The organism is Acidimicrobiia bacterium, assembly GCA_041394025.1.
Taxonomy (GTDB): Bacteria; Actinomycetota; Acidimicrobiia; order IMCC26256; family JAOSJL01; genus JAOSJL01.
In genome coordinates this window covers 372,187-394,231 of the sequence record JAWKJA010000004.1, presented here as the reverse complement: position 1 = coordinate 394,231, position 22,045 = coordinate 372,187, and the positions used below count along the sequence as shown (strand labels likewise).

The window sequence follows — 22,045 nt, the reverse complement described above, 5'->3', positions numbered from 1 at the left end:
TGTCAGGACAGACGACGGCGCTGGGCACACGGGTAGATTGACGCGACCGCAGCCCGGTGGCGAACCACAATCGGGGGACCGCCCCGGACGGAGGAGAGACCGACGGTGCTCGAACGTGTCCCCCTGCTCCACAAGGAGCTGGACAGCTACGCCGAGATCGCCGGCGACGACACCATCGACAGGATCCGGGAGCTCGCCGAGCCGCTGCGCGGCGCCCGCGTCCTCCACCTCAACGCCACGGCCTACGGCGGCGGCGTCGCAGAGCTGCTCTCCACGCACGTTCCCCTGCTCGCCGACCTCGGCCTCGACGCCGAGTGGCATGTCATGGAGGGCAGCGACGAGTTCTTCGCCGTCACCAAGGCCATGCACAACGCTCTCCAGGGTGCCGAGATCGAGTGGACCCACGACATGCAGCGCATCTACCTGGAGCGGGTCCTGGCGAACGCCACGGATCTCCCCGACGGCTGGGACTACGTGGTCATCCACGACCCGCAACCGGCTGGCATCCTGAGCTTTCTCGAGGGATCGCCGCTCGCCCGCGAGCTGGAGAGGGCACACTGGATCTGGCGGTGCCACATCGACCTGACGGCGGCGAACGCCGACGTGTGGGACTTTCTCGGGCCGTTCATCGACCACTACAACGCGTCGATCTGGACGATGGACGAGTTCATCCCCGATGACGTCGATCGTTCGAAGGTCACGGTTGCACCGCCCACGATCGACCCCCTGTCGGTGAAGAACCTCGAACTCCAGGACCCGTTCGTCGACGAGATCTGCCGGCAGTACGGGATAGATCCCAAGCGACCCATCGTGTGCCAGATCAGCCGCTACGACCCGTGGAAGGACCCGGTCGGCGTGATCCAGGCGTTCCGGCTGGTGCGCGACCAGATCCCGGAGGCACAGCTCATCCTCGCCGGCTCCATGGCCACCGACGATCCCGAGGGGTTCCACTACTGGCAGCTCACCGAGGAGGCCGCCGACAACGACAAGGACATCTTCCTGCTCTCCAACATCCAGCAGGTCGGTGCCGTGCAGATCAACGCCTTCCAGCGCGCCGCGGGCGTCGTCGTGCAGAAGTCCCTCCGGGAGGGCTTCGGTCTCACCGTGAGCGAGGGCCTCTGGAAGGGCCGGCCCGTCGTCGGCGGTCGCGCGGGGGGCATCAAACTCCAGATCGACGACGGGGAGACGGGATACCTCGTCGACAGCGTGGAGGAGTGCGCCGCCCGCACGATCGAGCTGCTCCAGAATCCCGACGCTGCCGACGGGATGGGTGCCAGCGGCCGCGAGAAGGTCCGCAGCGAGTTCCTCTCGACACGTGAGCTCGAGGACTACCTCACGATCTTCACGGAGCTCGGCTCCCGGCGATGATCATCGTCTCGCACCGCGGGCCTTTCGCCTTTCGCCGGACCGACGACGGGTTCGAGGCGCGACGCGGTGCCGGCGGTGTCGTCAGTGCTCTGGGCCCTCTTCTGCTCGGCGACGACGCACCCGGGCGCCGGTCGGATGAGCAGGTCCGGTGGGTGGCCGCCGCCATCGGCGACGACGACAGGGCAGCGGTGGCCGCCGGCGAGGCGGACGTCGACGAGGTCGATCTCCACCTGCTTGCCCTCGACCGCGCGGAGCACCGGGCGCACTACGACGTGATCTCGAACTCCGTGCTGTGGTTTCTCCTGCACGGGCTGTACGACCTCACGCGCCGACCGCGCTTCGACGAACGGTTCTTCGAGGCGTGGGACGCCTACGAGGCAGTCAACACGGCGTTCGCGCAGTCGGTCTCCGAGTTCGCATCGGAGGATGAGACGGTCCTCGTGCAGGACTACCAGCTGTTCCTGGTACCCGGTCTCCTGCGCGCCGCACGACCCGATCTGAAGGTCGCGTTCTTCTGCCACACACCGTTCTGCGGCCCCAACTCCATCCGTGTCCTTCCCGACGACGTCGCCGCGGCACTCTGCTCCTCGGTGGCGTCGGTTCCCACGGGGTTCCACACCGACCGGTGGGCCCGGGGGTTCACCGCCAGCGTCCGGGAGGTCCTGGGCGACGGCACGTCGCTCACGACGTTCGTCGCCCCCCTCGGGCCCGACCGCGCCGCGCTGGAGGCGGTTGTGTCGTCGGAGCGGTCCAGGGAAGCCCGGGAGGCACTCGACGATCTCGCCGGTGACTGCTCCCTGATCGTGCGCAGCGACCGCATCGAGCCGTCCAAGAACATCGTGCGCGGGTTCCAGACCTACGAGGCCCTCCTCGAGCGCCACCCGAGATGGCAGGGCCGCGTGGTCTTCGTGGCGATGCTGTACGGCTCCCGGGAGGGTCTGCCGGAGTACCTCGCCTACCGCTCCGAGGTGGAGCAGGCCGTCGCTGCCGTCAACCGGCGCTTCGCGACCGACGACTGGGAGCCCGTGCACCTGTTCACCGACGACGACTTCCCGCGCAGCCTCGCCGGCCTCGCCCGTGCCGACGTCCTGTTCGTCAACCCGATCCGCGATGGCCTCAACCTCGTGGCCAAGGAGGGGCCCGTCGTCAACACCCGCGACGCGGTGCTCTGTCTGTCACGCGAGGCGGGCTCGTGGTCGGAACTCGGCGACGCCGCCCTGGCCGTCCATCCGTACGACCTCGTCCACGGCGCCGACACCCTCGACCGCGCCCTTTCCATGAGCGAAGAGGAGCGGTCGGAGCGCGCCGCACGGCTTCGCGCGCTGGCGCAGGCTCGCACACCAGCGGACTGGCTCAGCGACCAGCTCGACGCCGCGCGTTAGACCGTCACCACGGATCAGGCGGCCTCGACGGCGTCGGCGAGCGCGCTCAGCACCGCGGCGAGGCCGTCCGGGCCGTCGACGAGCACGTCCACACGGTCGGCGAGCTCGTCGGGCATCTCGGGGGACCGGACACCCACAGCACACGTGGCACGGAGGGCACCCGATGCGCCGAGCTCGGCCAGCCGGTCGAACGCCGGGAGGTCGCCGGTGTCGTCGCCGGCGAAGCACGCGCTGTCGAACCCCTCCACGAGCGCCTCGACCGCGACGCCCTTGTCGATGGCGACGGGTGGCCGGATCTCCACCGACATGCGGCCGGGCCGGAGATCGTCGAGGCCGTGGCCGGCCGCCACCTCGGCTGCGCAGGCCTCCACCTCCGACCGGCGTGCGGGATCACGGCGCCAGTGGAGCGTCACGGTGAGACCCTTCCGCTCCACGAGCAGGCCCGGGAGCCGCCTGTCGGCCTCGTCGGCGGCGGCCGCTATGGCCCCGCGGAAACCCTCGGCGGCGGGGTCGACGGCATCGACCCCGCCCACCCGGCGCTCCAGGCCGTAGAGGCCCGCCAGCTCGACCGACGGCAGGTCGATCTCGGAAGCCAGGAAGGCCACGGGGCGACCGCTCACGACCCCCACCCGCCCGACACGCCCGACGAGGCGCTCGAGGGCCTGTCGCGCCGCCGGCAGGATGCGCGCGTCCGCCGGCTCGTCGACGATTCGCGCCAGGGAACCGTCGAAGTCGACCAGGACGACCGAACGCGAGGGGTCGGCGACCAGAGCGGAGAGCGGCTCCGGGAGACCGCCGGCCTCAGGCAGCGGGCGCCGCCGTCGTGGCCGTCGCGCCGTCGGTTGCCGCCGGTGGCCCGAGGATGACGATGCAGTTCGCCTCCTCGGCCGCCACGGGCAACGGGTCGAGTGCGTTGTCGACCACGGCGCCACCGCCGACCGCCACGGCGAGCGGCTCGGCGTCGTCGGCGAACTCGGGACTGCAGTACACGACGGTGTTGTCGCGCGGACCCGTGTCGGCGGCCGACAGCGTCTGGTACCCGGCCGAGCGGAGCTCGTCGGTCTTCGTGGCCGCGGCGCCGACGGGGGCCGACGCGTTGTAGACGCGCACCTGGATGGCGCTGGGCGGGTTCGTGGGCGCTGTCGTGGGGTCGGTGGAGTCGGTCGTGTCACCGCCCACCGTCGTGGTCGTGGCCGGTGCCGCGTCGGCGTCGGAGTCCCCGACCGGCCCGCTCGACCCGTCGTCGACCACGTTCAGGAGGATGATCCCGAGGATCACGGCGAGGCCGACGAGGACACCGCCACGCACCGCAGCGTTCGAGCCCGCGCCTCCGTTGCCCATCGGGCTGCGTCGCCCTCCGTCGTCAGGTTCGGTCATCTGATCCCCCGATCAGCGCGGCCTGTGCGTGACGACCCGGCGCGGGTCCATCGCACTCGCAGGGTCTTGGAGGGTGCAAGCATATGCGGTCGGTGACCCGCGGGCGGGGGCGGGGCCGACAGCCGATCGCTCCCGGAGCCGGGTGTCGGGCTCGAACCGACGACCTCCTCTTTACAAGAGAGGTGCTCTGCCAACTGAGCTAACCCGGCGTGGTGCCGTCACGCGGACGGTTCCGACGAGGCTAGTCGTGACGACGCGCACGGGCGACGGCGTAGCCCGCCAGCGCCGTCGCTGCGCTCACGTTCAGCGACTCCAGCGATCCGTACATCGGGATCGACGCCAGCACGTCGCACCGCTCACGTGCGAGCCGTGACAGACCGGAACCCTCCGCTCCGAGCACCAGGGCGACGGGCTCGTCCAGGACGTTGACGTCGGCGATGTCGGTCGCACCCCGCTCGTCGAGGCCCACGACCCAGCACCCGGCCCTGCGGATCCGCTCCAGCGCACCGGGAACACCGCCCACCCGCGCGATCGGGACGTGCTCCACAGCTCCGGCCGCCGCCTTCACGGCTGAAGGCGTGAGTCGTGCTCCGCGATGGCGGGCGATCACCACACCGGTTGCACCGGCGCCGTCCGCGTTGCGCAGCACCGCGCCCAGGTTCCGCGGGTCGGTGACGCCGTCGAGGACGATCAGGAAGGCGCCGTCGGCCCCGGTCAGGGAGGACAGGTCCGCTTCGGCAACCGGTGCAGCGCGCGCGACGACACCCTGAGGCGCGTCGGTACGCGCCTCGTCCGCCAGTTCCCCCGCGTCGACCCGGCGGACCGCGACGCCTGCCTCCTCGGCCGCGGTGACGATCTCCGCAACAAGGCGCGTGTCGTCACTCGGGCCGACGAGGATCGAATGGGTGGGGCGACGCTTGGCTCGCAGTAGCTCCAGGACCGCCCGGCGGCCTTCGACACGGTCACCACCGAGGCCGTCGCGGTCACCACTTCGTCGTGGGCTCTTCCGGCTCACCGGTGCCAGACGGTGCCGTGTGCGGTGTCCTCCAGAGTGACACCGCGCGACGCCAGTTCGTCGCGGATCCTGTCGGCCTCGGCGAAGTCGCGCGTGACGCGTGCCTCGTCGCGGGCGGCGACCAGGGCCTCGATCTCGTCGTCACCGTCCCCGGTCGTCGAACCGTCCTGTGGCCCGACGGTGAGGCCCAGCGCCCCCAGCAGATCGGCCACCGTGGCCAGGGTGACAGCTGCTGCGCCGGTGTCGCCACCGTCGATGGCCTGGTTGGTCGACCGGACGGCGTCGAACACGATGCCCATGGCCCGTGGCGTGTTGAGGTCGTCGTCCATGGCCTCCCGGAATTCACGTACGACCGCGTCGTCGCGGTCCGTCGAGGTGGCCTCGACAGCGGCCGCGGTGGCTCGTCGCCAGAGAGCGTCGAGCCGGTCGAGACCCGCCGCTGCGGCGTCGAGGTCGTCAGGTCCCATCTCCATGGGCTTGCGGTAGTGGGTCTGGAGCACGAGCAGGCGCAGCACCCGTGGGTCGTAGCTGTCGAGGACGTCGCCGAGGGTCGTGAAGTTGCCGAGCGACTTCGACATCTTCTCACCGCCGACCACGACCATTCCCGAGTGCATCCAGTGACGGGCGAAGGGTCGGCCGGCGGCCTCGGCCTGCGCGCGCTCGTTCTCGTGATGAGGAAACATCAGGTCGCCCCCACCGCCGTGAAGGTCGAATCCGTCGCCGAGAAGCCCCAGCGACATGGTCGTGCACTCGATGTGCCATCCGGGCCGACCCGGCCCCCACGGTGACTCCCAGGACGGCTCGCCGGGCTTCGCGGCCTTCCAGAGTGCGAAGTCGAGCGGTGAGCGCTTCTTCTCGTCGACCTCGACGCGGGACCCGGCACCCTCGAGGAGATCGTCGAGGCTGCGGTGCGACAGTTCGCCGTAGCCGCCGTAGGACGGAACGGAGAAGTAGACACCCTCACCGTCCACGAGATAGGCGGCGTCGGCTGCGAGGAGCCGCTCGACGAAGGCCACCATCTCGGGTACCGAATCAGTGGCGTGCGGAACCTCGTCCGGCCGATCGACCCCCAGCTGGGTGAGCTGGCGCCAGTAGACGTCCTCGAACCTGCCCGCAAGCTCGGATTCGCTCGTGCCCGTGGCGGTGGCGCGCTCGATGATCTTGTCGTCGATGTCGGTGACGTTGCTCACGAAGGTGACGTCGATACCGGACCATTCCAGGTAGCGGCGAAGAACGTCGAAGACCAGCGCCGTGCGGGCATGACCGAGGTGTGGGTCGTCGTAGACCGTCGGGCCGCACACGTAGACCGCCAGCCGGCCCGGATCGCGTGGCGCGAGCTCACGCGTCGTACGGGTCCGGGTGTCGTAGAGCTTCATCCTGGGAGGCTACGACCCGACGAGTGCCACGGCCCATGCGGCGATGCCCTCGGCCCGGCCGATCGCACCCAGGCCCTCCGCGTGCTTCGGGGAGATCCTGACCGGTACGGCTCCCTCGGTTGCGGCCGTTGCGACGGCGCCGGCGATGTTGCGTTGCATCGCGTCGACGTGGGGAGCCAGCATCGGCTCCTCCGCTGCGACCGACACGTCGATGTTCACGATCGACCAGCCGTCGGCGGCCACGCGTTCGGCCACCGTCGCGAGGAGGGCCACCGAGGAGGCGCCCGCCCACTCGTCGTCGGAGGCCGGGAACATGGTCCCGAGGTCACCGAGGCCCGCAGCGCCGAGGAGCGCGTCGGCGACGGCGTGGGTGATGACGTCGGCGTCGGAGTGGCCGACGAGCCCGTGGCCGTCGAGTCTCTCCCCACCCAGCACGAGAGGACCGTCGCCCCCGAAGGCGTGAACGTCGAAGCCCAACCCGATGCGGGTGCTCACGACTGCCTGACGAGTGCGTCGGCGACGGCGAGGTCGGATTCCGTCGTCAGCTTGATGTTCGCGGGGTCCCCCGTCACGACGGTCACCACTCCCCCGACAGCCTCGACGAGTGCGGCGTCGTCGGTGGCCCGGGGCTCACCCTCGTGGGCGGCGCGGAGGAGCGCCGCTCGGAACGCCTGGGGGGTCTGGGACAGCACCAGGTCGGAACGGTCGAGCGTCTCGGCCACGACACCGTCGCGAACCCGCTTCACCGTGTCGGCGGGCGTCACACCCGGTACCGCGGCGTCGGCGCCGTTGCGGACCGCGGCGACCACACGGTCGAACAGGACGGGTCGGGCAACCGCGCGGGCCGCGTCGTGAACGACGATCACGTCGGCGTCGGCAGGTACCGCCTCGAGCCCGCACCGGACGGAGTCGGACCGTGTAGCGCCCCCCGGGACCGTGACGGCCACATCGGGGCCGTCCCACGCGCGTCCGTCGGGCAGCACGACCACGACTCCGTCGGCGGCGGTGACGGCGTCGACGGCGCGGTCGACGACGCGGCGCCCCGCCAACTCCAGGAACTGTTTGGCGGAACCGAAGCGGTCACCCCGACCTGCCGCCACGACGATCGCCCAGATCCGCACACTCGTCAGTATGGCTGTCGGGCTCCGGCCGGGCGAAGACGATGTGCCCCATGGACGTCGGGACCACCGACGTGGCCTCGAGAGCGACGGTTCCCGCCCCGACGAGATCCGCCCCGTCGTTGACGACGACCATCGTGCCGTCGTCGAGGTACCCGACACCCTGCCCGGGCTCACGACCCGGGCGGGTGAGCTCGACGTCGAGGCGGTCTCCCGGCATGGCACGGGGTGAGAGGTCGGACGCCAGGCGGCGTAGGTTGCACGTGGGTACGCCCTGGATCTCGGCGTTCCGGGCGAGGGGAGCGTCATTCGTCAGGAGGCGGAGCTGGAGCCTGCCGGCCAGCGCGACCAGCTTGGCGTCGACCTCCTCGATCTCGGGAACCTCGTCGTCGAGCACGTAGACCCGTACGGGCCCTTCCTTGCGGAGGACGTCCAGGCCCTCCATGCCGCGGCGGGCGCGACGCGACTTCTGGGGGTCGGTGGAGTCGGCGAAGCCCTGTATCTCGTCGAGCACGAAACGGGGAACGAGGAGATCGTCACTGAACAGGCCGGTGCGGACGAGGGTGAGCAGCTGCCCGTCCATGACCGCGGACGTGTCGACGAGGTAGCCGTCGCTACTGGCATACGGCGTGGCCCGGATCAGCGGACGCGTCGACAGACCGAGCAGTTGGAAGAGCTCCTCGGACTTGTGGGCGGCCACCCGGAAGGCCGTGTAGCCGAACACCCAGATGAGCAGGCCAGCAATCGGTATCGACAGGCGCGGTTCCACGAGCACGAACACCGGGACCGACGCGACCAGGCCGGCCATGGCGCCCAGGACGCCGCCGGCGGCCCCTGCCAGGAGCCCTGCTGCGGGGAGCCGCTCGACCCGACGTTCGACGACACCGACGCCCTTCTCGAGCAGCCGACCGAGGACCCCACCCGTGACGTAGCCGGCCAGGCAACCCAGCATCCCGCCCAGACCGGCTGCCGTGAGGGACGCGCTCTCGGGGCCGACGTCACGGCCGATCCAGAATCCCGCGGCCGTGGCGAGCACGACGATGAGCAGGCGGACAATCTCGACGAAGACGGTCACGGAACGGGCCTCCCTCTCCCATCCCGTCCATCGGCAGGCCGACGCCGAGTCTTGAAGTGGTTAGGCGAGGGCCTCGTCGAGCTTCTCCTCGGCGGCCTCTTCGTCGACGTTGATCGCGAAGGTCAGCTCGCTCACGAGGATCTGGCGGGCCTTGCCGAGCATCCGCTTCTCGCCCGCCGACAGACCCTTGTCGCGCTCGCGGATCGAGAGGTTCCGTACGACCTCGGCCACCTGGTAGATGTCGCCGCTCTTGAGCTTCTCGACGTGGTTCTTGAAACGACGGGACCAGTTGGTGGGCATCCGGGCCTCCTTCTTGCGGAGAACCGCGAACACCTCCTCGACCTCTTCGTCGTTGATGACGTCGCGCAAGCCGATCTCCTCGGCGTTGTCGGCCGGGACCATGAGCGTGAGGTCGCCGTAGGCGAGGCGGAGGACGAGGTAGTCCTTGCGCTCCCCGAACACGTTCTTGCGCTCACGCTTCTCGATCACCGCCGCGCCGTGGTGCGGGTAGACGACCTTGTCGCCGACGTCGAAGGACATGCAGGGCATTGTCCCACACACCTGCGGTTCTCCCGGCATCCCGACGGCGAATCCGGGCATGGTCGGCGACGCGGCGCAGGGCAGCCACCTAGGCTTCGGGCCGACCGCAACAGGAAGCTCCGATGTCCCCCGTCCCCGGCGACGACCTGTCCACCTCCGAACTGTTCGACAGCGTGCCCGAGGCGACGCGCGCCGAGATCCGGGACCTGGCCGAGGACCGGACGTTCGAGCGCGGTGATCTCGTCTTCTCGCAGGGCGACGCGGCCGGTGAGGTGTTCTTCGTGCGGAGTGGGCTGATCGCCATCGCCGCCCGCGCTCCCGACGGTCGCGAGACCGTCGTGGCCGTGCTGGGCGAGCAGTCACTCTTCGGCGAGTTGGCCCTGTTCGACGGAGCACCACGTTCGGCCGACGCTCGGGCACTCGACGACACCGTCGTCGCAGCGATCCCCTACGACACCCTCCACGCGACGATCGACGACGATCCAGCACTCCTGCGGCTCATCCTCCGGATCCTCGCCCAACGACTGCGCCGCACCGACCAGGCACTCGCCGACAGCATTTTTCTCGACGTCACGGCGCGCACGGCCAAGCGTCTACTCGCCCTGTCGGACGGTCGCGACGAGTTCGACCTCCCCCTCACGCAGGAGGAGCTCGCCGGCCTCGTCGGCGCGTCGCGGGAACGGGTCAACAAGGCCATCGCCACATTCGTTCGCCTCGAGTGGCTCGTGATCGACGGGCGGAACCGCTACCGGATCCTCGACCGCGATGCCATGGACGAGCGCGCCAGTCTCTGAGCCCGCCCGGCGCCACGGCGCGTCGGGTGGCCCTGCACCCTCGGTATCCTCGCTCTGTGGACAACGAGCTCGACGCCGAGGTGGCAGCGCGTCTGCGGGCGGTGGACCAGAGGTTCACGGCCAACCGCCGCGCCGTCGTCGAGGTTCTCGACCGCGCGGAGCACCCCGTGAGCATGGCCCAGATCCTCGATTCCGACCGGACGCTCGCACAGAGCTCCGTGTACCGGAACCTCCTGGTGCTGGAGGAGGCGGGCGCTGTACGCCGGGTCGTCACCGACGGTACCCACGCCCGCTACGAACTGGCCGAGGACCTCACCGACCACCACCATCACCTCGTGTGCCTCGACTGTGGATCGGTGGAGGACGTCCCGGCCACCACCGCGCTCGAGAGCTCCGTGCACCGCGCCGTCGACGACATCGATCAGGCCACGGGCTTCCGTACACACCACCACCGGCTCGACCTCGTGGGTGTGTGCCGGCGCTGCCGCGGCTCCGACGGGCGCGGGTAGGACGGCAGCACCGTCCCGGTCGACGTCTACGACACACCGACGACGATCTCCGACTCGCCGTCGGGATGCAGGGTGCACAGACCCGAGTAGGTCCCGGGGGTGTCGAGGTCCAGTCGGAGAGTCTGGTGGGCGTCGACAGTGAACGGGCCGACGGTGTGGAGAACGGCGTCGTTGTTCTCGATCACGATCTCGTCGCCGACACTCGCCTCGAGACGGCGCGGAAAGAACGACAGGTCGGGGTCCTCCTCGAGTTGCGCCGACGCCCCCGGGGGGACGACGAACGAGTGCGTCGTCGGATTGTCGTCGTCCCGTGCCAACAGCCATGCGCCACCGCCCACGAGGACCAGTGCGAGAACCGTGACGACGGCGATCTGGATCTTCCAGGCGTTCGATGCGGGTTCCTGCGGCACGGTGTCCGCGTCTACGCGGTTCGAACAGTCACGGTGACCGTCTGCGGACCCGTTCGCTCGAAGTCGAGCGTGAGCTCGAACCTCTCACCGTCGGTGAGCGGCTTCGCGAGATCCATCAGCATGACGTGATAGCCGCCCGGCTCGAGCGATGTCGTTCCCGCCGAAACGGGAATGGCGTCTACCTGTTGCATCGCCATGGCTCCGTCGGCGTGGCCGTTCCCCATGCCCTCATCGTCCATGCCCTCGCCGTCCTCCATGGCCCCGGTGACGGTCTCGTGGAGCTCCGCCATGGCCGCGACGTCGCTCGGCACGGACACTCCGACGATCTCGTCGGCCTCGTCGGACTCGACCGTCAGGTACGCGGCCGTCCGCGCAGCATCGTCAGGCGTGCTCCGGGCCCAGGCATCGCTGATCGACGGCCCCTCGGAGGCCTCACCGGCTGTCGTCGTCGCGGCGGAATCCGACGACGTCGAGTCGTCATTGCCACACGCGGCCAACGCGAGGATCGCGACGCCCACGACAGCGATGATGCGTGTGAACTTCCTGGTTGCCATGTCCGTGTTTCTCCTTGTCGTCGTCAATTCGATCGTGCGCTCTCATCTGCGGCCGCCTCATCGGCGAGCAGCGTCTCGATGTCGCGGGCGATTGGTCCGGACTCGGTGCCGAAGGTCCACTCCACCACGACCTCACCGTCCGAGTTGATGGCGAACACCTGCGCCGAGTGGGCCATCTCGTACTCGTCGGGCCCGTCGCCGTACGGCTCCTTCGTGGCGACGACACCCAGCGAGTCGGTGACCTCCTCGAGTCGGGCCGGGTCGTCGGTACGAAGCGCCAGCCGGTTCGGGACACCGTCGAGGAAGTGGTCGACCTGGTCGGCGAGCACCTCGGGCGTGTCACGTTCGGGGTCGACAGAGACCATTGCCACCTCGACACGGTCGAGCTCGTCGTCGCTGACATCGTCGAGCGCGCGGGACAGTGTCGCGAGTGTCGTCGGACAGATGTCGGGGCAGTACGTGTACCCGAAGTAGACGAGCAGGATGTCGCCGGGCTCGGGGATGAGCGACGCCGGTGCGTTGTCGTTCAGAGCGTCGTCGAGTGTCGTGGCACTGACCACGGGCGCGGGCTCCCGGACGGCTCCGGAGAGCTTCCGACCCGCTGCCGAGCCGTCGCCACCGCAGGCCGTGAGGGCGAGCAGGCCCACCATGACCGGCACGATCCACAGTCTCGAACGACGGTCCATCTCCATCACGGTGGTCCTGTCCAGCGGTCGACGCGGGTCCGGGGACCGGGTTCACCCGCCCGGCAGAGGAGCCCCGTGCCGCACCACCGATGAGGCTAGGTGGAGGCCACCGCCGACCTCGCACCGGTGCGCTCGCGACGGCGGGCCCACGCCCGACGGGCACCGGTGCCGGTCAGGACACAGAAGAAGATTCCGACCGACACCAGCGCCATCGTGGCCCCCGTCGCCGTGTCGTGGTGGAAGCTCACGAGCACACCGACGAGGGCCGCGAACGATCCCAGCACGACCGCCGTGGCCATGATGGCCGGGACGCGCCGCACGAGCATCGCCGACGACGCAGGCGGCGCGATGAGGAACGCGAAGACGAGAAGGCTCCCCACAGTCCTGAAGGAGGCGACGATCGCGACGGTCACGAGGGCCAACAGAGCGAGGTGGGTGAGACGGGGTCGCAGGCCGAGCAACGTCGCCAACGTATCGTCGAAGGTCGTCACGACCAGGGCCCGGTGGAACACGACGACCCCGGCGAGGGTGATCAGCGCGGCCAGCGCGAGACCGCGGAGGTCGTCCACACCCACGCCGGCGATGGACCCGAAGAGGAACCGGTTCAGGTCGCCGGAGCTCCCCGCCGGACCCGAGCTCATCACGACCACGGCGAGGGCGAGCATCCCGACGAAGAGGACGCCGATGCTCGTATCGTCGGGAAGCGGCGAGTGGCTCCTGATGAGGCTCACACCGACCACCATGGCGGCTGCCGCCACGACCGCTCCGGCCGTCGTGCTGACGCCCAGGATGAAGGCGATGGCGATGCCCGGGAGCACACCGTGCGCCAGAGCGTCACCGAGGAACGCCATGCCCCGGAGCACGACCCACACACCCACCACCGAGGTGCAGACCGCAACCAGGACGCCGGCCAGCAGGGCACGCACCATGAAGGGGTTGTCGGTGAAGGGCTGGACCCACCACCCCCACGGGTCCGTCAGGATCTCCACGACCTATCCGCCCAGCCCGTCGGCGATGCGTTGCGCGTTCGACCGCATGAGCCCGACGTAGGTGTCGGCACCGGAGCCCTCGTCGCCGAGCGACCCCGCCAGCAGCGTGACGACCTCGACCCCACCGACCTCACCGGCCAGCGCGTCGATGTCGGCGCTCGACAGCTCCGCCTCGGTGAAGACGGCTCGTACTCCGGTGTCGTCGATCGTGTCGGCGAGGCGGGCCATGTCGGCCGGGTTGGTCTCCGCGAGTGACGACGTCGAGGGGATGACGGTGCCGACGATCTCGAAGCCGAAGTGGTCGGCGAGATAGCCGAATGCATCGTGGTTGGTGACGAGGAGCCGCTGGTCGGCCGGGACCGCCTCCAGGATGTCCGACATCTCGGCGTCGAGCGCGTCCAGCTCGGCCGTGTAGCTCTCGACGCACGCGTCGACGGCGTCGCTGTCGAGACCGACATCGTCGACGAGCGTGTCGCCCAGGGCCTCGGCGGCATCGGCGACCCTCGCGGGGTCGAGCCAGATGTGAGGATCTCCGGCAAGCCGGCCGTCGCCCGGATCGACGTGATCGGCTGCGCGGAACACGTGCACCCCATCGGCGCGGACGTCGTCGAACGACGATGCAAGGCCCTGTTCCAGGTCGAGCCCGTTCGCGACGACGAGGTCGGCCTCGCCCAGTCGGCCCCGGTCGGCGAGCGACGGCTCGAACTCGTGCGGGTCGGCGCCCGTCGGCATGAGCGCCGTGACCTCGGCCGGGCCGTCGCAGGCGACGTGGGAGGCGACGTCGGCCCAGATGTCGGTCGTGGCGACGACCGTGGGGCCCCCGCCACCGGTGTCGCCCTCCGGCGAGCAGGCGGTGGCGGGAAGGGTCACCGCGAGCAGTGCCGCGACGAGGATCCGATGTGGGTGCACGGGGGCTCCCGCCTGTCCGCTGTCCGCCCAACTTGAGAATTGTTCTCAATGATAGTAAGAATCATTCCCTGTGAACAGCCGGGGACGTGCTCCGGCGGTGGTGCTCCGGTCGGCGACGGTCGGCCACGACGGGCACCCTGCCCTACGGGACGTGACGCTGACGCTCGCCGGCGGCACCTCCACGGCCCTCGTCGGGGCCAACGGGTCGGGCAAGACGACCCTCCTCGACTCGGTGGCCGGGCTCGTCGAGCCGACGACGGGTGACGTCAGCGTCGACCCGGCGTGCAGGCCCGTGGCCTACGTGCTCCAGCGCCGCCACGAACACCGTTGGATCCCGCTGACGGTGTCGGAGGTCGTGCGCATGGGACGCTACCGGCGCGCCGGCCTGCTCGGGCGCCTCACACGGCACGACCGGCGCCTTGTCCGCGAGGCGTCGGAACGCCTGGGCGTCGGCCACCTGCTGCGACGCGACTACGGGACGCTGTCGGGCGGCGAGCGCCAACGCGTGCTCGTGGCACAGGCACTCGTCCAGGAGCCCTCGACGCTGCTCCTCGACGAGCCCGTCACCGGCCTCGACCCACCGAGCAGGCAGCGCATTCTCGACGTGGTCTCCGACGAGACGACGAGCGGCACGACCGTCGTGTTCTCGACGCACCACCTCGACGAGGCGCGACACGCCGACCGTGTCGCCCTCCTGGCCGGCCGGCTCGTCGCCGAGGGCACCCCCGACGAGGTGCTCACGACCGACAACCTGTCCGCCGCGTTCCACGGCGGGCTCGTGGCGGCCGACACGGCATCCGTCGCCGCGCCGGGAGCGCACGTCTTCGACGAGCACGGCCACGGCACGCACCACGACGACGACGGTCAGAGCGAGCATTCCCGCTAGGGACGAGCGCTGCTCAGGGGTGCAGCCAGGCCAGAGCGCGGCTCCACACGTCAGCGGCGTCGTCGGGACGGTGAGCGTCCCGGTCGGGATCGTGCACGAAGCCGTGCTCGGCACCCTGGTAGACCACGATCTCGTGCCCGCGTTCGGGGGTGAGGACCTCACGCAGGGCCTCGACGTCGTCGGGTGGCGTGTAGGGGTCGGCCGAGCCGATGATGGCCAGGGTCGGGCACGCGTCGGCGAGCATCCCGAGCGGCTCGGCGTGACCGGGTCCCTGCCAGTCGTCGGGCGTGCGGATCATGCCGTAGCAGGAGACCGCCGCGCCGAACCGTCCGGCGGTCGCTGCCTTGTAGGTGTAGTGGCCGCCCATGCAGAAGCCGATGACCCCCACCGGTAACGGGCCGTGCGCGTCGACGAGGAAGTCGGCGGCCCGCGCGAGGTCGCCCACCTGGTTGGAGTCGTCGAGGCCCGACACCCACGCCATGCGGGACTCCACCTCCGCTCCCTCACGTTCGGCGGCCGCGACCCGTGCGAAGGGCTCCGGGGCGCACACGGCGGCCCCGTGTGTGGCGAGGCGCCGGCAGATCTCGTCGAAGAGCGGGCGCACGCCCCCGATGTCGGGATGGACGACGACGCCGAAGGACGGCGGCACCTCCGCCGGCGCCGCGTGGATCGCGTCGACGACGACGTCGGGAGCCGTGAGACCCACCCGTTCCACCGTGGCCGCCGAGCCGCCCTCGGCGCAGAACCCCACTACGCGTACCGCTCCAGGATCGACGACTCGGCCAGGCGCGAGAGCCCGTCCTTGATGGCGCGGGCCCGCGTCTCGCCGACGGCATCGACCTCGACGAGATCCGACACGCTCGCCCGCATCAGCTTCTGGAGGTTGGAGAAGCGGTCGACGACCTTCTCCGCGACACCCTCGGGCAGGCGCGGGATCTTGCTGAGGAGCCGGTAGCCGTGGGGTTGGAGGCTGCTCTCGAGATCGACGTCGGCAGCGAGGTGCAGGACCTCGGCCACCGCGGCGGCGTCGAGGAGCTCCTCGGTGTCGAGGTCGGCGAGCACGGCCGTGACCTTCTCGAGGTCCCAGTCGGCGGACGCCACGAAGTAGTCCTGGGCGACGAGGCGGAGCTCGGCCTCGACGCCGTGGAAGAGCTCCTCGAGCTGGAGCTGGACGAGCCGGCCGTCGGCACCCAGCTCGACGATGTAGTCCTCGATCTCGGCGGCGATGCGCCGCACCATCTCCGCGCGCTGGAGCACGGCCACGACGTCGCGCACGGTGACGAGGTCTTCCACCTCGAGAGCCGACAGCGACTGGTTGACGGTGTCGAGACGCCGCTTGTAACGCTCGAGGATCTGCAGCGCCTGCTCGGCGCGGGCGACGACACGCGGGATGGGTGCGAGCGTGCGCTTTCCCCCGGCCCGGTGGATCGCCACCACCGACATGTCCTCCGACACCGTGAGCACCGGGACGTCGATCTGGCGTGCGACCCGTTCCGCGGTGCGATGGCGCGTTCCCGTCTCGCTGGTGGGGATGTCGGGATCGGGCACCAGGTGGACGTTGGCGCGCGCCACCCGGGACGAGTCGGCGGCGAGGATGATGGCGCCGTCCATCTTGGCCAGCTCACTCAGGCGCTGCGGCGTGAACTCGGCGTCGAGGAGAAAGCCCCCCGAGCAGATGCCGAGCACGTCGGGCCCGTCACCCACGACGATGAGAGCGCCCATGCGGGCCTGGAGGATACGGTCGATGCCGTCGCGCAGCGGCGTACCGGGCGCCACGAGGCGCAGAGCGTCGAGCATCCCCTCGGAGCCCGTGTCCACCACCTGGTCGCCTCCCTCGCGGCCTCTGATGTCGTTGTTCGTGTGCTGTCGGCGTTGCGGTCCGTGACTGTGAAGCTGCTGGGACCCTAGCAAGATGCGCCCGGCCGCGTGACGGGCCGGAGCGGGCCGCAGAGGGGTCAGACCGCTCGGAGATCGGTCGTGGTCAACACGCCCACGATCTCGGCGATCGAGGCGACACCGATGAGCTCGAAACCGTCGAGACGCGGATCCAGGGCCAGCTCCGGTGGAACGGGCGCAGGCACGACCGCCGCCTCGAACCCGTGCCGGACGGCTTCGCGGACGCGTTGCTCGATGCGCGGGACGGGGCGGATCTCGCCGGCGAGGCCCACCTCACCGACCATGACCGTGCGCGGGTCGAGGGGCTTCTCCATCACGGCGCTCGCCAGCGCCATGAGCAGCGCCAGGTCGAACGCCGGGTCGTTCACGCTGATGCCACCGGTGACGGTGGTGAAGACGTCGCTGCCGGCCGCGCTGACACCCTCGAGCTTCTCGAGCACGGCCGTGACGAGCGCCACCCGCGTGGTGTCGAGGCCCGACGAGCGCCGCGTGGGCGGCCCAATGGGGGCAGCCACGAGCGCCTGGGCCTCCACGAGCAGCGGTCGCGACCCGTCGAGCACGGCGGCCGCCACCGACCCGGGAACGCCGAGTGGCCGTCCCTCCAGCAGGCGTGTGGAGGGGTCGGCCAGCGCCACGAGACCACCGGAGCGCATCTCGAAGCATCCCAGCTCGTCGGTGCCGCCGAAGCGGTGCTTGCGGACGCGCAACATCCGCAGCGAGTGGCGACGGTCTCCCTCGAAGTGGAGCACCGTGTCGACGACGTGCTCGAGGGCGCGTGGCCCTGCGACGTCACCGTCCTTGGTGACGTGGCCGACGAGCACGACGGCCACGCCCGTCCGCTTGGCGTACTCGACGAGGACCTGGGCGCACGCGAGGACCTGCGCGGGCGTGCCCGGGGCTCCGGGACTGTCGGCGCAGCGCAGCGTCTGGATCGAGTCGACGGCCAGGAGCGCCACGTCGTGCGCCTCGGCGCGGGCGCACACCGAGTGCACGTCGGTGTCGGCCAGCACCATGAGATTCGTCGTGCACACGGCCAGGCGCTCGGCGCGCCCGCGGACCTGTGCCGGCGACTCCTCCCCGCACTGGAGCAGCGCCGGGTTCCCCGGGGTGCCGGCGTTCCCGAGAACCTCGAGAACGAGTGTGCTCTTGCCCACGCCCGGCTCGCCACCGAGCAGCGTGACCGAGCCCGGCACGAGCCCGCCTCCGAGAACCCGGTCGAGCTCACCGACTCCGGTGGAGAACGGGATCGATGCCGACACGTCGACGTCGTCGAGCATCACGGGCTCGGCGCCGTCAGTGCCCGGGGCCCGACCGCCGGGCGGGGTGTCGGGTGCCGGTGCCGGAACCGGCTCCAGCGTTCCCCACGCCTCGCACCGGGAGCACCGCCCCAGCCACCGGGGCGAGGTTGCCCCGCACTCCGCACACCTGTGGACGTCCCTGCTCTTCGCCATGCCGGGCAGGCTCCCAGCCCGGTGTGACACCCATGCCTGCGGTCCCGTGGGACCGTGGCCTGTGGACAAAGGCGGTTCCGCGGAACCGATCCGCCACGGACTGCGGGTGGATCGACACCCAGCGTGCGAGAACGGTCCCGCTGGACCGTCAGCGGCGGCTGCGGCGGTGGCGGTCGAGGCCGCGGCCCACCACCACGACGACGACGGCCAGGCCCACCAGGCCGGCCGCCACGATGAGCAGCGTGATGCGCTCGGAGTCGGGCACCGACGCCGAGCCCGACAGCTCGACGCGTTCGCCCGGCTCGGCGGCCACCACCTCGGTGGAGCCGTCGGGAAACTCCACCTCGAGCGCCACAGCCAGGTTCTGCTGTGCGGCCGCCGACAGGCTGAGGTCGACGGCCGCCGCATCGGCGCCCGCGGCCTCGAGGGCGGCGGTGAGCTCCTCGTCGGCCGTGACGCCGGCCGTCACCCCTGCCAGGTCGACCACGCCGTCAGCCGTGAACGTCGTCTCCAGCAGCGACTCCGAGCGCTCCAGCGTGAGCTCGGGCACCGGGCCAACGTCACCGTTCAGGCTCTCCACGAGTTCGCCGGCCTCCCCGGGTGTCCCGAAGGCGTGCGCGATCTCGATCCGTGCGGAACCGTCGTCGGAACGCTCCCATCCGCCCACGCTCCATCCGGCGTCGGTGAGATCGGCCAGCCGGAAGCGGTCCTCGAGCGTGCCACCACCCGATTCCGCTGCGGCCACGGCGTCGGCGTCGAGCGCCACGGCGACACGGACGGTGCCGCTGCCGTCGTCGCTCATCTCGACCGACACGACGGCGTCGACACGGCACGCGCCGAGCAGCAACGCGAGCGCGCCGAACGCACAGAGGAGTCGGGGGCGTGAGCGGAGCACGCCCGACAGTGTGGCGGACGGACGGTCAGCTCTCGGAGTCGGTGCCGGCCATCTCGACGGGCGGCGGGAGCTCGATGCCCTCGATGGCGTGGAAGACGATGTCGTCGTCCTCCACGTCGACCACGATGGTCTCGCCGGCGTTGAACTCCTTCCAGAGAATCTTCTCCGACAGCGGGTCCTCCACCATCCGTTGGATCGCACGGCGCAGCGGCCGCGCGCCGAGCTGCGGGTCGTAGCCCTTCTCGGCGAGCAGCTTCTTGGCGGCGTCGCTGAGCTCGAGGCCGAGACCCTGGCTCTGGATCTGCTCCTTGACACGCACGGTGAGGAGATCGACGATCTCCATGATCTCCTCCTGGCTGAGCTCGGAGAACACGATGATCTCGTCGAGGCGGTTGAGGAACTCGGGCCGGAAGTGCGCCTTGAGCTCCTCGGTGACCTTGTCCTTCATCTTCTGGTAGGTGACGGCCTCGTCGGCGGCAGCGAAGCCCACGTTGGCCTTGCGCAGGTCGGCGGTGCCGAGGTTGGACGTCATGATGATGACGGTGTTCTTGAAGTCGACGGTGCGGCCCTGCGCGTCAGTGAGACGGCCGTCCTCCAGGATCTGGAGCAGCGCGTTGAACACGTCGGGGTGGGCCTTCTCGATCTCGTCGAAGAGCACCACCGAGAAGGGCTTGCGGCGCACGGCCTCGGTGAGCTGGCCACCCTCGTCGTAGCCGACGTACCCGGGAGGCGAGCCGACGAGGCGCGACACGGTGTGCTTCTCCATGTACTCGCTCATGTCGAGCTGGATCAGCGATGCCTCGTCACCGAAGAGGAACTCCGCGAGCGTCTTGGCGAGCTCGGTCTTGCCGACACCGGACGGCCCCAGGAAGATGAACGATCCCGACGGTCGCTTGGGGTCCTTCAGGCCGGCCCGGGTGCGACGGATCGACTGGCTCACGGAGTGGACAGCGTCGGACTGGCCGACGATGCGCTTGTGCAGCTCGTCCTCCATCCGCAGCAGCTTGGCGGTCTCCTCCTCGGTGAGCTTGTAGACGGGGATGCCGGTCCACAGTGCCAGGACCTCGGCGATGGACTCCTCGTTGACCTCGTTGAAGAGGTCGACACCCTCGGCCTTCCACTCCTTCTCCTTCTCGGAGCGTGACTCGAGCAGTTCCTTCTCGCGGTCGCGCAGCGACGCGGCACGCTCGAACTGCTGGTCCTCGATGGCGCCCTCCTTGTCGGTGCGCACCTGGGCGATCTCGTCTTCGAGCTCGCGGTAGTCGGGCGGCGCCTCCATGCGGTGGATCCGCAGGCGTGAGCCGGCCTCGTCGATGAGGTCGATGGCCTTGTCGGGGAGGTGACGGTCGGAGATGTAGCGGTCGGCCAGGTTGGCCGACGCCACGATCGCCTGGTCGGTGATGGTGACCCGGTGGTGGCCCTCGTAGCGGTCGCGCAGGCCCTTGAGGATCTCGATGGTGTGCGTGACCGACGGCTCCTCGACCTTGATGGGCTGGAAGCGACGCTCGAGCGCTGCGTCCTTCTCGAGGTGCTTGCGGTACTCGTCGAGCGTGGTGGCACCGATGGTCTGGAGCTCGCCGCGGGCCAGCATCGGCTTGAGGATGCTCGCCGCGTCGATGGCACCTTCGGCCGCGCCGGCACCGACGAGCGTGTGCAGCTCGTCGATGAACAGGATGATGTCGCCGCGGGTCTTGATCTCCTTCAGGACCTTCTTGAGGCGCTCCTCGAAGTCGCCGCGGTAGCGGCTGCCCGCCACGAGCGCTCCGAGGTCGAGGGTGTAGAGCTGCTTGTTCTCGAGTGTCTCGGGGACCTTGCCCTCGACGATGTCGGCCGCGAGGCCCTCCACGATGGCGGTCTTGCCGACGCCGGGCTCGCCGATGAGCACCGGGTTGTTCTTCGTGCGCCGTGACAGCACCTGCATCACGCGCTCGATCTCGTCCTTGCGGCCGATGACGGGGTCGAGCTTGTTCTCGCGGGCGAGCTGGGTCATGTTGCGGCCGAACTGGTCGAGCACGAGCGAGCCCGACTGCTGCTGCTCACCGGAGCCGCCACCGGCCGGTGCGCCCTCCTTGCCGCCTGCGTAGCCCGACAGCAGCTGGATCACCTGCTGGCGCACGCGCGAGAGGTCGGCGCCGAGCTTCACGAGGACCTGCGCGGCGACTCCCTCACCCTCACGTATCAGCCCGAGGAGGATGTGCTCGGTACCGATGTAGTTGTGGCCCAGCTGGAGCGCCTCGCGCAGGGAGAGCTCGAGGACCTTCTTGGCCCGCGGCGTGAAGGGGATGTGGCCCGAGGGGGCGGAGCCGCCGTGGCCGATGATCTCCTCGACCTGGGCGCGCACGGCCTCGAGCGAGATGCCGAGCGACTCGAGCGACTTGGCGGCCACGCCCTCGCCCTCGTGGATGAGACCGAGCAGGATGTGCTCGGTGCCGATGTAGTTGTGGTTGAGCAGCCGCGCCTCTTCCTGCGCGAGTACCACGACCCGTCGGGCCCGATCGGTGAAGCGTTCGAACACCTCTCAACCGCCTCTCGTCGTCGTCTGGTGCTGGCTGTCCCGTGCTGCCGGCCCGCCCAGCCGGCTGTGATGCGCAAACGACCGGGCCGTCGGCTGCGACCCCTCGGGGCCGACCGCACGGACCGGGCGCTGTGCATCCAGTCTACCGGCGTGGCGGGACAGCGACGGGTCGCACTCTGCGACCCGTCGTCACTCATCGGCGGGCGACGACCCGAGTTGACGGCTATGCCGCCGCACAGCCGGAAGAACGTCAACAACCCCGGCTCGACCGTTGTTCCCCACCCTTGGGTATTCTCACGG

Annotated in this window: 23 protein-coding genes and 1 tRNA gene; 5 read left to right on the top strand and 19 right to left on the bottom strand. The window is 70.2% G+C overall.

Annotated elements, in window-relative coordinates; all coding sequences use genetic code 11:
• Positions 1-105: 105 nt before the first annotated feature.
• Both R3A49_13520 and R3A49_13515 read left to right on the top strand, forming a co-directional pair.
• Positions 106-1,368, top strand: coding sequence for a glycosyltransferase (locus R3A49_13520; protein MEZ5171743.1), 1,263 nt, complete (start codon positions 106-108; stop codon positions 1,366-1,368).
• The gene (locus R3A49_13515) at positions 1,365-2,750 is read left to right on the top strand and encodes a trehalose-6-phosphate synthase (protein ID MEZ5171742.1); all 1,386 of its coding nucleotides are present in this window, start codon (positions 1,365-1,367) and stop codon (positions 2,748-2,750) included. Before R3A49_13520 ends, R3A49_13515 begins: the two co-directional genes overlap by 4 nt.
• 14 nt (positions 2,751-2,764) lie before the next feature.
• On the opposite strand, the gene otsB is transcribed toward R3A49_13515, so the two are convergent.
• The 9 genes from otsB to R3A49_13470 all read right to left on the bottom strand — a co-directional run bounded on the left by otsB (position 2,765) and on the right by R3A49_13470 (position 9,251).
• Positions 2,765-3,490 carry a trehalose-phosphatase gene (otsB, locus tag R3A49_13510; protein ID MEZ5171741.1) on the bottom strand — a complete coding sequence of 242 codons (726 nt, stop codon included), beginning with the start codon at positions 3,488-3,490 and terminating at the stop codon, positions 2,765-2,767.
• 61 nt (positions 3,491-3,551) lie between these two features.
• Positions 3,552-4,127, bottom strand: coding sequence for a LytR C-terminal domain-containing protein (locus R3A49_13505; protein ID MEZ5171740.1), 576 nt, complete (start codon positions 4,125-4,127; stop codon positions 3,552-3,554).
• A 136-nt stretch (positions 4,128-4,263) separates the two neighbouring features.
• A tRNA-Thr gene (locus R3A49_13500) sits at positions 4,264-4,336 on the bottom strand.
• A gap of 32 nt (positions 4,337-4,368) precedes the next feature.
• A complete protein-coding gene (gene rlmB, locus R3A49_13495; protein MEZ5171739.1) occupies positions 4,369-5,142 on the bottom strand; it encodes a 23S rRNA (guanosine(2251)-2'-O)-methyltransferase RlmB in 774 nt (257 codons plus the stop codon).
• The gene (cysS, locus tag R3A49_13490) at positions 5,139-6,518 is read right to left on the bottom strand and encodes a cysteine--tRNA ligase (protein ID MEZ5171738.1); all 1,380 of its coding nucleotides are present in this window, start codon (positions 6,516-6,518) and stop codon (positions 5,139-5,141) included. The genes rlmB and cysS overlap by 4 nt, the downstream gene beginning before the upstream one ends.
• A gap of 9 nt (positions 6,519-6,527) precedes the next feature.
• Entirely contained in the window at positions 6,528-7,013 is a 486-nt protein-coding gene (gene ispF, locus R3A49_13485; GenBank protein MEZ5171737.1) for a 2-C-methyl-D-erythritol 2,4-cyclodiphosphate synthase, read from the bottom strand.
• Positions 7,010-7,639 (bottom strand): 2-C-methyl-D-erythritol 4-phosphate cytidylyltransferase, encoded by a 630-nt coding sequence (ispD, locus tag R3A49_13480; GenBank protein ID MEZ5171736.1) that lies wholly within the window; start codon positions 7,637-7,639, stop codon positions 7,010-7,012. The genes ispF and ispD overlap by 4 nt, the downstream gene beginning before the upstream one ends.
• Positions 7,599-8,711: a hypothetical protein gene (locus tag R3A49_13475; protein MEZ5171735.1), complete on the bottom strand. Its 1,113-nt coding sequence runs from the start codon at positions 8,709-8,711 to the stop codon at positions 7,599-7,601. The genes ispD and R3A49_13475 overlap by 41 nt, the downstream gene beginning before the upstream one ends.
• A 60-nt stretch (positions 8,712-8,771) precedes the next feature.
• The gene (locus R3A49_13470; GenBank protein MEZ5171734.1) at positions 8,772-9,251 is read right to left on the bottom strand and encodes a CarD family transcriptional regulator; all 480 of its coding nucleotides are present in this window, start codon (positions 9,249-9,251) and stop codon (positions 8,772-8,774) included.
• Positions 9,252-9,373: 122 nt separating this feature from the next.
• Here R3A49_13470 and R3A49_13465 point away from each other — a divergent pair, with 122 nt between their 5' ends.
• Complete coding sequence (locus R3A49_13465) at positions 9,374-10,045, top strand: Crp/Fnr family transcriptional regulator (protein MEZ5171733.1); 672 nt, start codon at positions 9,374-9,376, stop codon at positions 10,043-10,045.
• Between the two features lie 56 nt (positions 10,046-10,101).
• A complete protein-coding gene (locus R3A49_13460; protein MEZ5171732.1) occupies positions 10,102-10,554 on the top strand; it encodes a Fur family transcriptional regulator in 453 nt (150 codons plus the stop codon).
• A 26-nt stretch (positions 10,555-10,580) separates the two neighbouring features.
• On the opposite strand, the gene R3A49_13455 is transcribed toward R3A49_13460, so the two are convergent.
• From R3A49_13455 to R3A49_13435, 5 genes are all read right to left on the bottom strand, one after another.
• Positions 10,581-10,964 carry a hypothetical protein gene (locus R3A49_13455; GenBank protein ID MEZ5171731.1) on the bottom strand — a complete coding sequence of 128 codons (384 nt, stop codon included), beginning with the start codon at positions 10,962-10,964 and terminating at the stop codon, positions 10,581-10,583.
• An 11-nt stretch (positions 10,965-10,975) separates the two neighbouring features.
• Positions 10,976-11,518 carry a copper chaperone PCu(A)C gene (locus tag R3A49_13450; protein ID MEZ5171730.1) on the bottom strand — a complete coding sequence of 181 codons (543 nt, stop codon included), beginning with the start codon at positions 11,516-11,518 and terminating at the stop codon, positions 10,976-10,978.
• A 23-nt stretch (positions 11,519-11,541) separates the two neighbouring features.
• Positions 11,542-12,204: an SCO family protein gene (locus R3A49_13445; GenBank protein MEZ5171729.1), complete on the bottom strand. Its 663-nt coding sequence runs from the start codon at positions 12,202-12,204 to the stop codon at positions 11,542-11,544.
• A 95-nt stretch (positions 12,205-12,299) separates the two neighbouring features.
• A complete protein-coding gene (locus R3A49_13440; GenBank protein MEZ5171728.1) occupies positions 12,300-13,193 on the bottom strand; it encodes a metal ABC transporter permease in 894 nt (297 codons plus the stop codon).
• A gap of 3 nt (positions 13,194-13,196) precedes the next feature.
• The gene (locus tag R3A49_13435) at positions 13,197-14,102 is read right to left on the bottom strand and encodes a metal ABC transporter substrate-binding protein (GenBank protein ID MEZ5171727.1); all 906 of its coding nucleotides are present in this window, start codon (positions 14,100-14,102) and stop codon (positions 13,197-13,199) included.
• Between the two features lie 70 nt (positions 14,103-14,172).
• On the opposite strand from R3A49_13435, the gene R3A49_13430 reads away from it, so the two are divergent.
• Positions 14,173-14,988 carry a metal ABC transporter ATP-binding protein gene (locus tag R3A49_13430; protein MEZ5171726.1) on the top strand — a complete coding sequence of 272 codons (816 nt, stop codon included), beginning with the start codon at positions 14,173-14,175 and terminating at the stop codon, positions 14,986-14,988.
• 13 nt (positions 14,989-15,001) lie between these two features.
• Here the strand turns inward: R3A49_13430 and R3A49_13425 are convergent, their stop codons facing one another.
• The 5 genes from R3A49_13425 to R3A49_13405 all read right to left on the bottom strand — a co-directional run bounded on the left by R3A49_13425 (position 15,002) and on the right by R3A49_13405 (position 21,745).
• Complete coding sequence (locus R3A49_13425; GenBank protein ID MEZ5171725.1) at positions 15,002-15,694, bottom strand: dienelactone hydrolase family protein; 693 nt, start codon at positions 15,692-15,694, stop codon at positions 15,002-15,004.
• A gap of 44 nt (positions 15,695-15,738) precedes the next feature.
• Positions 15,739-16,785, bottom strand: coding sequence for a DNA integrity scanning diadenylate cyclase DisA (gene disA, locus R3A49_13420; GenBank protein ID MEZ5171724.1), 1,047 nt, complete (start codon positions 16,783-16,785; stop codon positions 15,739-15,741).
• A 158-nt stretch (positions 16,786-16,943) separates the two neighbouring features.
• On the bottom strand, positions 16,944-18,335 hold the full coding sequence (gene radA, locus R3A49_13415; protein MEZ5171723.1) for a DNA repair protein RadA: 1,392 nt from the start codon (positions 18,333-18,335) through the stop codon (positions 16,944-16,946).
• A gap of 148 nt (positions 18,336-18,483) precedes the next feature.
• Positions 18,484-19,230, bottom strand: a complete 747-nt coding sequence (locus R3A49_13410) for a hypothetical protein (protein ID MEZ5171722.1) — start codon at positions 19,228-19,230, stop codon at positions 18,484-18,486.
• A gap of 25 nt (positions 19,231-19,255) precedes the next feature.
• Positions 19,256-21,745 carry an ATP-dependent Clp protease ATP-binding subunit gene (locus R3A49_13405; protein ID MEZ5171721.1) on the bottom strand — a complete coding sequence of 830 codons (2,490 nt, stop codon included), beginning with the start codon at positions 21,743-21,745 and terminating at the stop codon, positions 19,256-19,258.
• Positions 21,746-22,045: the final 300 nt, after the last annotated feature.

Coding starts and splice junctions, on each gene's coding strand:
- R3A49_13515 (MEZ5171742.1), top strand. CDS start 1,365: ATGATCATCGTCTCGCACCGCGGGCCTTTCGCCTTTCGCCGGACCGAC.
- R3A49_13505 (MEZ5171740.1), bottom strand. CDS start 4,127: ATGACCGAACCTGACGACGGAGGGCGACGCAGCCCGATGGGCAACGGA.
- cysS (MEZ5171738.1), bottom strand. CDS start 6,518: ATGAAGCTCTACGACACCCGGACCCGTACGACGCGTGAGCTCGCGCCA.
- R3A49_13470 (MEZ5171734.1), bottom strand. CDS start 9,251: ATGTCCTTCGACGTCGGCGACAAGGTCGTCTACCCGCACCACGGCGCG.
- R3A49_13465 (MEZ5171733.1), top strand. CDS start 9,374: ATGTCCCCCGTCCCCGGCGACGACCTGTCCACCTCCGAACTGTTCGAC.
- R3A49_13450 (MEZ5171730.1), bottom strand. CDS start 11,518: ATGGCAACCAGGAAGTTCACACGCATCATCGCTGTCGTGGGCGTCGCG.
- R3A49_13445 (MEZ5171729.1), bottom strand. CDS start 12,204: ATGGACCGTCGTTCGAGACTGTGGATCGTGCCGGTCATGGTGGGCCTG.
- disA (MEZ5171724.1), bottom strand. CDS start 16,785: ATGCTCGACGCTCTGCGCCTCGTGGCGCCCGGTACGCCGCTGCGCGAC.
- radA (MEZ5171723.1), bottom strand. CDS start 18,335: ATGGCGAAGAGCAGGGACGTCCACAGGTGTGCGGAGTGCGGGGCAACC.